Origin of the sequence: Gluconobacter sp. P1D12_c, from assembly GCF_018812105.1 — a bacterium.
Classification (GTDB): domain Bacteria; phylum Pseudomonadota; class Alphaproteobacteria; order Acetobacterales; family Acetobacteraceae; genus Gluconobacter; species Gluconobacter oxydans_A.
In genome coordinates, this window is record NZ_JACSIQ010000037.1 from 1 (window position 1) to 6,631 (window position 6,631).

9 protein-coding genes and 1 pseudogene are annotated in these 6,631 nt (G+C 55.5%); 7 read left to right on the forward strand and 3 right to left on the reverse strand.

Translation table 11 applies throughout. From position 1 onward, the window contains the following. Window positions 1-169 (forward strand): annotated as a pseudogene (locus tag KP705_RS15090) (IS481 family transposase); the annotation flags it as partial. A 124-nt stretch (window positions 170-293) separates the two neighbouring features. Here the strand turns inward: KP705_RS15090 and KP705_RS15095 are convergent. Further along, a complete protein-coding gene (locus KP705_RS15095) occupies window positions 294-1,160 on the reverse strand; it encodes an NAD(P)H-binding protein (RefSeq protein WP_016738640.1) in 867 nt (288 codons plus the stop codon). Window positions 1,161-1,275: 115 nt separating this feature from the next. Between KP705_RS15095 and KP705_RS15100 the strand changes: the two genes are divergently transcribed. Next, on the forward strand, window positions 1,276-1,638 hold the full coding sequence (locus KP705_RS15100) for a helix-turn-helix domain-containing protein (protein WP_015074872.1): 363 nt from the start codon (window positions 1,276-1,278) through the stop codon (window positions 1,636-1,638). A gap of 386 nt (window positions 1,639-2,024) precedes the next feature. Here KP705_RS15100 and KP705_RS15105 read toward each other — a convergent pair whose 3' ends face one another. Together KP705_RS15105 and KP705_RS15110 are read right to left on the reverse strand one after the other, a co-directional pair. Next, window positions 2,025-2,432 (reverse strand): VOC family protein, encoded by a 408-nt coding sequence (locus KP705_RS15105; RefSeq protein ID WP_015074873.1) that lies wholly within the window; start codon window positions 2,430-2,432, stop codon window positions 2,025-2,027. Continuing rightward, a complete protein-coding gene (locus KP705_RS15110; RefSeq protein ID WP_015074874.1) occupies window positions 2,429-3,055 on the reverse strand; it encodes a glutathione S-transferase family protein in 627 nt (208 codons plus the stop codon). The genes KP705_RS15105 and KP705_RS15110 overlap by 4 nt, the downstream gene beginning before the upstream one ends. Window positions 3,056-3,170: 115 nt before the next feature. Here KP705_RS15110 and KP705_RS15115 point away from each other — a divergent pair, with 115 nt between their 5' ends. From KP705_RS15115 to KP705_RS15135, 5 genes are all read left to right on the forward strand, one after another. Further along, window positions 3,171-4,079, forward strand: coding sequence for a LysR family transcriptional regulator (locus tag KP705_RS15115; protein ID WP_015074875.1), 909 nt, complete (start codon window positions 3,171-3,173; stop codon window positions 4,077-4,079). Between the two features lie 359 nt (window positions 4,080-4,438). Beyond that, a complete protein-coding gene (locus KP705_RS20235; RefSeq protein WP_015074876.1) occupies window positions 4,439-4,912 on the forward strand; it encodes an IS5 family transposase in 474 nt (157 codons plus the stop codon). Next, a complete protein-coding gene (locus tag KP705_RS20240) occupies window positions 4,822-5,151 on the forward strand; it encodes a transposase (RefSeq protein ID WP_308267624.1) in 330 nt (109 codons plus the stop codon). Before KP705_RS20235 ends, KP705_RS20240 begins: the two co-directional genes overlap by 91 nt. A gap of 88 nt (window positions 5,152-5,239) precedes the next feature. Then, window positions 5,240-5,692: a hypothetical protein gene (locus KP705_RS15130; RefSeq protein ID WP_224777938.1), complete on the forward strand. Its 453-nt coding sequence runs from the start codon at window positions 5,240-5,242 to the stop codon at window positions 5,690-5,692. Between the two features lie 25 nt (window positions 5,693-5,717). Further along, a protein-coding gene (locus tag KP705_RS15135; protein WP_100225173.1) for an IS5 family transposase occupies window positions 5,718-6,475 on the forward strand; the annotation gives its coding sequence in 2 pieces (ribosomal slippage) (window positions 5,718-6,039 and window positions 6,039-6,475; 759 coding nt in all). The last annotated feature ends 156 nt before the right edge of the window (window positions 6,476-6,631 follow it).

Sequence of the window (6,631 nt, forward strand, 5' to 3'; positions counted from 1 at the left end):
GCARTTRAGGACACACCTCAACGACTTCATGGCAGCCTATAATTTCGGGCGAAGACTCAAGACCCTCAGTGGCCTTACCCCTTACGAATACATCTGCAAAATCTGGACTTCAGAGCCAGAAAGATTCATCATCAATCCAAACCATCAAACCGCGGTACCAAACGCCTAAGGCTGGCACGCCCGCCCAAGCGATATAAACCCTCGTATCGCGCTGGAGTGCATTGCGTTAGGCTTGCACCGGTGGTGCGGGGCGTTCGTCGACTGGCGCAGCAAAGCACCCAGCAAGTGCGGGGCTACGACTGCCCCAGTCCTCCGGCGGTACTCGCCAGAATCTCGGCCAGGGAACATGGCGTGCCTCCGGTCAAACGCACGATGTCACCGCTGACGATGTCGTAGGCGCCACGCGCCTGCCGCGTCTTTATCGATACCACGGCATCGGCCACAACCTCATGCAGACCCGTTTTGAGCAACCCGGCTCGCAACACCTCGGCGCGCATCACGTTCAAGACAAACGGCCGCTGGATGTGCTGCGCGACCAGCCTGCACACCGCTTTACCGCGCAGGGTTTCAGGGCCTGTCAGCTGATATATGGCGCCCTCGTGGCCTTCGCTGGTCAATGCGGCGGCGGCAGCTTTGGCCACATCGCCGCGCGAAACGAAACTGACGCGGCTGTCCTCAAGCGCCGCAAGCCCGCCTGCCGTCAAAGACATCCGCACCTCTTCGACCAGCGTCTCGGAAAAATAGCTCATACGCAGTATCGTCCATGCGGGGATCGCGCTCTTGATCAACGCCTGCTCACTGTGCCAATACGCCGCGCCAACGGCGGCCTCCCCCTCACGCTGCGTCCCGGTTGCCGACAACAGGAAGACGTGACCGACTTGGGCCTGTGCAGCGGCATCCACGGCCGCCAACATCTGGCGCGAACGAATCCCCGGCCGCAGATCAGCCCCTGGAATCAACAGCAGGCGATCCAAGCCCTGATAGGCCGCCACCAATGTCTCGGATTGGTCATAGTCGCCCAAGCGACCTGCGTAGGTTAGATCGGTCTTGGGGGTGCGCGAAATCGCCACCAAATTTTCGGCCGCAACCGTTTCCGCCAACGCCTGAACAACTGCGCTACCGAGCTGACCGCTGGCACCGCTTACACCTATTTTCATCATCAGATTCCATGGTTATTTATGGTTCCTTAGGATAAATTTGTTCCTATAAGCTAACAAGTACGCATGAATTCATGCGTCAAGAACACCCAGGTTCCTGTCGCCCCAAGGAGTAGCAATGGAAAATATAGAAGCGGAATGTCGCGGCCTGGCAGAGGTGATTGCACGCATTGGCGACAAGTGGACGGTTATGGTCTGTGGCCATCTCTCAGAAGGCACCCATCGTTTCAATGCGTTGAAGCACCGCGTCCCCGGCATCTCGCACCGGATGCTGACCATCACTCTGCGCGGGCTCGAGCGCGATGGACTGGTGGCTCGCAAAGCCTATGCTACCGTCCCGCCGAAGGTTGAGTACTGTCTGACCCCATTGGGGCAAAGCCTGACAGGACCTCTGGCAGCCCTGGCAAGTTGGGCACGCGAGAACCGGCCCGCCCTTGAACAGGCCCGCGCCGCATTTGATCGTCGTGCCGCGCAGGACTGATCTGGCGTTGAGGTGTGATGAAGCGCGCCGTCAATCAGCGGCGCATGCGGGGCATCATTCCATCAAGTTGAACCACTTAACCATGCGCTCGCTCAGGTGTTTGTCCAGAGATGTCGGTTCATTTTGCTACAGTATAATTACCAATATGCGCAGCATCGTGAGGCACATGAGCGGAAATTACTGGCAGACGGGAACAACGGTGACGGCATACGCGAGTATGTCGGACTTGCCACGCGCACATGTCCGGTTTTGGAAATCTTTATCGCGCCTTGTATGTCGAGGATGAGGGCGTAAGCGGACCAGCTGCTTGCGCCTACTTTATCGACGTTATCGGGGCTGTGTCAGCTTCCGCAAAGCGGACGCGCGTCATGGCCTACAAAGATTGTTCACTTGAGGATTTCGTTGAACTCGAGGACGTTCCGGTCCGGATCACGGATGAAACAGACAATGCGTCTGTCATGTCCCATCTGGACTGGCCCTTCCGTGATGGCGATCTGTTCCTGTTCCAGCCAGCGCACCAGATCTGCCACGCTCTCAACAATGAACGCCGCGTGCGTGTAGCCCGGACGTTTGATGGGAACGTCCATAAGAACATTCCCGGCTGGGTCTGGCACACCATTGAAAATGAGATGGATACGAAGTCCGGATGGGTGGCGTAGGCCACAGGCTTTCACGGCCGGAGCGAACTCTTCCGGATCGCGGATGAAGCCGAATTTGGCATAAAACCGTTCAGAAACTTCCAGATCGGTCACGCGAATGCCAACATGATCGAACGTCAGGTGCGCGAAGTTCATTGCCCGTCTCCTCTTTCCAGGCCCACCACGGTTTTCTGGAACGGGACAAATCCCCTCAGACTTTCTAAGCGCTGCAACCAGACAGCAATCGCGTCGTATCCCGATAGATCAACATTTCCCTCCGGTGCTCTTGCGATATAGCTGTAGAGAGCGACATCCGCGATCGTGGGCTGTTGGGTTCCTGCGATCCAGGTTCTAGCCTTCAGGGCCTGCTCGATCACTTTGAGCGTGTCATGAGCGCGTTGAATAACCTCTGCCACATCAAAATGGACGCCAAAAACCGTCACTAGACGTGCGGCGCAGCATCCATACGCAATCTTTCCCGCCGCCACCGACAGCCAGCGCTGGACTTCGGCCTCTGTCACGGTGTCCTCCGGCAGCCAATGAGACGGACCGACTTTCCGTGCCGCATACACAAGGATGGCATTGGAATCCGGAATAGTGATCCCGCCATCTTCCAGGACGGGAATTTCCCCGAATGCATTCAGCTCCAGGAATTTCGCAGTCTTCTGCTCACTTGCGGCAAGGTCAACAGGCTTCAACTCATGAGGCAGGCCAGCAAGAGAGAGAAAGAGATGCGCTCGATGCGCATGTCCCGAAAGAGGATGATAGTAGAGTTTCATGGGAACTCCCGAAAGAACGACTGAACAGGAGCATTGTCTTTCCACGGGATGAGGTGTGCGATAATCTCTCAAAAATGCACTTCACTATTGCGGTTTACGCTTATAATCTACTGAGTTGCAGGAGAGATCTCTGATCGACCTTCAGACATTACGGATCTTCCTGGCCGTGGCCGATCAGGTCAGCTTTGTCGGAGCTTCCCGGAAACTAGGCCTCTCCGCCACCACAGTGACCCGGACGATCAGAAACCTGGAAACTACCCTCGGGCTCTGCCTGTTCAACCGTACAACGCGCTCTGTTCATCTGACGAAGGAAGGGGCGGAGTTTCTGGTCCGGTGTCGTGCGGCGATTTCCGACCTGGATGATGCGGTCGCTGTTGCACGAGGCGCGGGGACGGAGCCGCAGGGGGTATTATCGATTACCGCACCGGTTGTTTTCGGGCGGCTACATGTTCTTCCCGTTGTCACGGACCTTTTGAAAGCCTGGCCACAATTGACCATACGGCTCTTCCTGACAGACCGTGTTGTTCATCTTGTGGAGGAAGGGATCGATCTCGCCATCCGGATTGCCCCACCGCAGGATAGTGCCTTGAAAATGCAGAAAATCGGCGAGGTCCGGAAAGTCTTTGTCGCCAGCCCAGCTTATCTGGCACAGCATGGAGAGCCACAGAGCCTTGAGGATCTCGCGGCGCACAGTCTCATCGATATCGATGAGTATGCGACTGGACATTCGGCATGGCGACTGGGCGGAAAGAATGAACCTTCAGTCAGAATTTCACCTCGGCTCTACGTCAATAGTATAGACGCGGCCCTTTCGGCTGCCAAAGAAGGCCTAGGTATTACCAGAGTCTTGTCGTACCAAACCCATGATTCTATCGAAAAAAAACAGCTTTGCAGAGTTCTGGCAGATATTCCTACGTCCGCATTACCTGTTTTCATGCTGTTTCCTCCCAGAGAGCGCCAGTCCGTTAACGTTAGGATGTTTCTCACCGCCATGAAAAAACGCTTCATGACAGATAATTTCTAAAAAGCACGCCAATCACAAATCGCTTTCGAGTAGGACGCAATAAAACTTACGACACTGTTAATGATCGGATGCACACGGCTTATCGGTCACATCCCGTGACGGACCGATCATCTTCTCTGCTAAACTGCCTGTTGTTCAAAAAACAGTAGCAGACAGGTTGCTTACGTCTATATCTCTGTTTCGATTTTCCGCTCCAAAAGCGGATACGTTTTTAGCGATTACTGTTGAGAGCCGAATAAAACACTCTGATGGGGGCTGAACGCCACTTTTGCTTAGGTCACGTTGACAAAAGATCTATACGATCAGCCTGAGATCTGATTCACTTGCTGCCTATGGGATAAGGAGCAGGGAGAACAGGCATGGCACGAGGCGATCTGACGGATCAGGAATGGGCGATAATTGGTCCGCTTCTGCCTTCTGAGCGTGGACGTTGGGCGCGCCCGTCTGGAGATAACCGCCGTTTTCTCAATGGTATGCTGCACATCCTACGCACTGGATGCCCCTGGCGTGACATGCATGAACGCTACGGCAAATGGAACTCGGTTTATGTCCGGTTTCGCCGTTGGGCCGAACAGGGTGTCTGGGATGCCCTGCTGCAAACCCTGGTAGAGCTGGGGCTGACCGATGACTGGCAGCATATGCTCGACAGCACCGTGGTGCGTGTCCATTCACAAGCCACCGGGGCAAAAGGGGGGCTCATTCGGAGGCTTTTGGCCGGTCACGCGGCGGCTTTACGAGCAAAATCCACGCCCGATGCGACAATCAGGGACGTCCTCTTGGCTTTGTCCTCACCGGCGGGCAAGTCTCGGACTATAAAGCCGTCAATGCTCTGATGGCACTTCCGGCTCCGAACCCCAGGGCCATGCTGGCTGATCGGGGCTATGACAGCGACAGCTTCCGCCAGAATCTGCTGATTTACAGGGAGCGCAACCGCATCGAGCGGCTGTTCAATCACCTCAAGCAGATGCGCCGTATCGCGACCCGATACGACAAGACCGCCCTGTCCTTCATGAGTTTCCTCAATATCGCCGCAGCAAGGCTCTGGATCAGATCTTTTGTCAACGTGACCTAATCACGGAAAGAATACCCCTCCGATGGGAATAATCGCCTATCGTCGAGAGAACAGGACCTGGGTTCAGAGCCGCCTCATGAACCTTACCATGTTCGATGTCGTCGCAAGGCCTGCCGCCAGCCCCATACTGAACCGCTTTCATCCTCACAAACCACCCACTCTGAACCAGCAAATTAGTATTATGTTACACAAGAAATGCGTCATTAGCTGGCAGTGGGCGAACGGTACTTCTGGAGTCGATCCAGACCACCCGATCATGTATGCGCCACTGCCAATGTCACCCGCTCAGCTCGGGACCTATGTGCAAAACGCTCTGTCGAAGTCATCATGCCATGAGCATATCCGTCGCGACGACTTCGAGGGGCGAGCCGAGTACATTAAACTGCTCCGCGAGCGGGCGGTTGAAAGAGGTAAGGTCGTTAAGTCGCAGCTGAAAGCTGAGCTTGGCGTTGATGTAGACAAATTGGGAGACAGTCACAGTTACACCAATATTCGTACGACCTTAGGCTCAGGACCCATTGATTTTTGTAGGGAATTTTGATTCAGGCTCTGCAAGGAGACTGAAGATGAGCGACCTGTTTTGGCTGACGGACGATCAGATGGAGCGCCTGCGACCATTCTTTCCCAAGAGCCACGGCAAACCTCGTGTTGATGACCGTCGAGTGTTGAGCGGGATCATTTTTGTGAACCGTAATGGCTTGCGCTGGCGTGATGCGCCCCGGGAATACGGTCCACATAAGACACTGTACAACCGCTGGAAGCGCTGGGGTGCCATGGGGATCTTTTCCCGGATGATGGACGGTCTGGCTGCCGGAAAGGCAGAGCCCCAGACGATTATGATTGATGCGACGTATCTCAAGGCGCACCGCACGGCTTCGAGCCTGCGGCTAAAAAAGGGGATCCAGGGCGACTGATCGGACGGACAAAAGGTGGCATGAACACGAAGCTGCATGCGATCACCGATCAGAACGGACGACCGCTGAGCTTCTTCATGACAGCAGGACAGGTCAGTGATTACACCGGAGCCTCTGCCTTGCTGGACAGCCTGCCCATGGCACAATGGATGCTGGCGGACCGGGGTTATGATGCTGACTGGTTCAGGGATGCCCTGGAGGGAAAAGGGATCAGGCCCTGCATTCCGGGACGGAGATCCCGCGGAAAACCAGTCAAATATGACAAGAGAAGATACAAACGTCGCAACAGCATCGAAATCATGTTCGGTCGCCTCAAGGACTGGCGGCGGGTCGCAACCCGCTATGACAGATGCCCGACCGTCTTCTTCTCAGCCATCTGCCTCGCTGCAACCGTCATGTTCTGGCTATGAGTCCTGAGCCTAGCACTACTTTGGCAGAATAGAGTTAGGATGTCTTTTGAGTGTCCATCCGCAATGAGGGCATTGTGTCGGGGGTGAACGAGACATGCGGTCAAGGATGGCCTGGCGCACTGCTGGCAGACTGGGTTGCGGTGGCGGCCCGAAGGC

Coding starts and splice junctions, on each gene's coding strand:
- KP705_RS15095 (WP_016738640.1), bottom strand. CDS start 1,160: ATGATGAAAATAGGTGTAAGCGGTGCCAGCGGTCAGCTCGGTAGCGCA.
- KP705_RS15100 (WP_015074872.1), top strand. CDS start 1,276: ATGGAAAATATAGAAGCGGAATGTCGCGGCCTGGCAGAGGTGATTGCA.
- KP705_RS15105 (WP_015074873.1), bottom strand. CDS start 2,432: ATGAACTTCGCGCACCTGACGTTCGATCATGTTGGCATTCGCGTGACC.
- KP705_RS15110 (WP_015074874.1), bottom strand. CDS start 3,055: ATGAAACTCTACTATCATCCTCTTTCGGGACATGCGCATCGAGCGCAT.
- KP705_RS20235 (WP_015074876.1), top strand. CDS start 4,439: ATGGCACGAGGCGATCTGACGGATCAGGAATGGGCGATAATTGGTCCG.
- KP705_RS15130 (WP_224777938.1), top strand. CDS start 5,240: ATGTTCGATGTCGTCGCAAGGCCTGCCGCCAGCCCCATACTGAACCGC.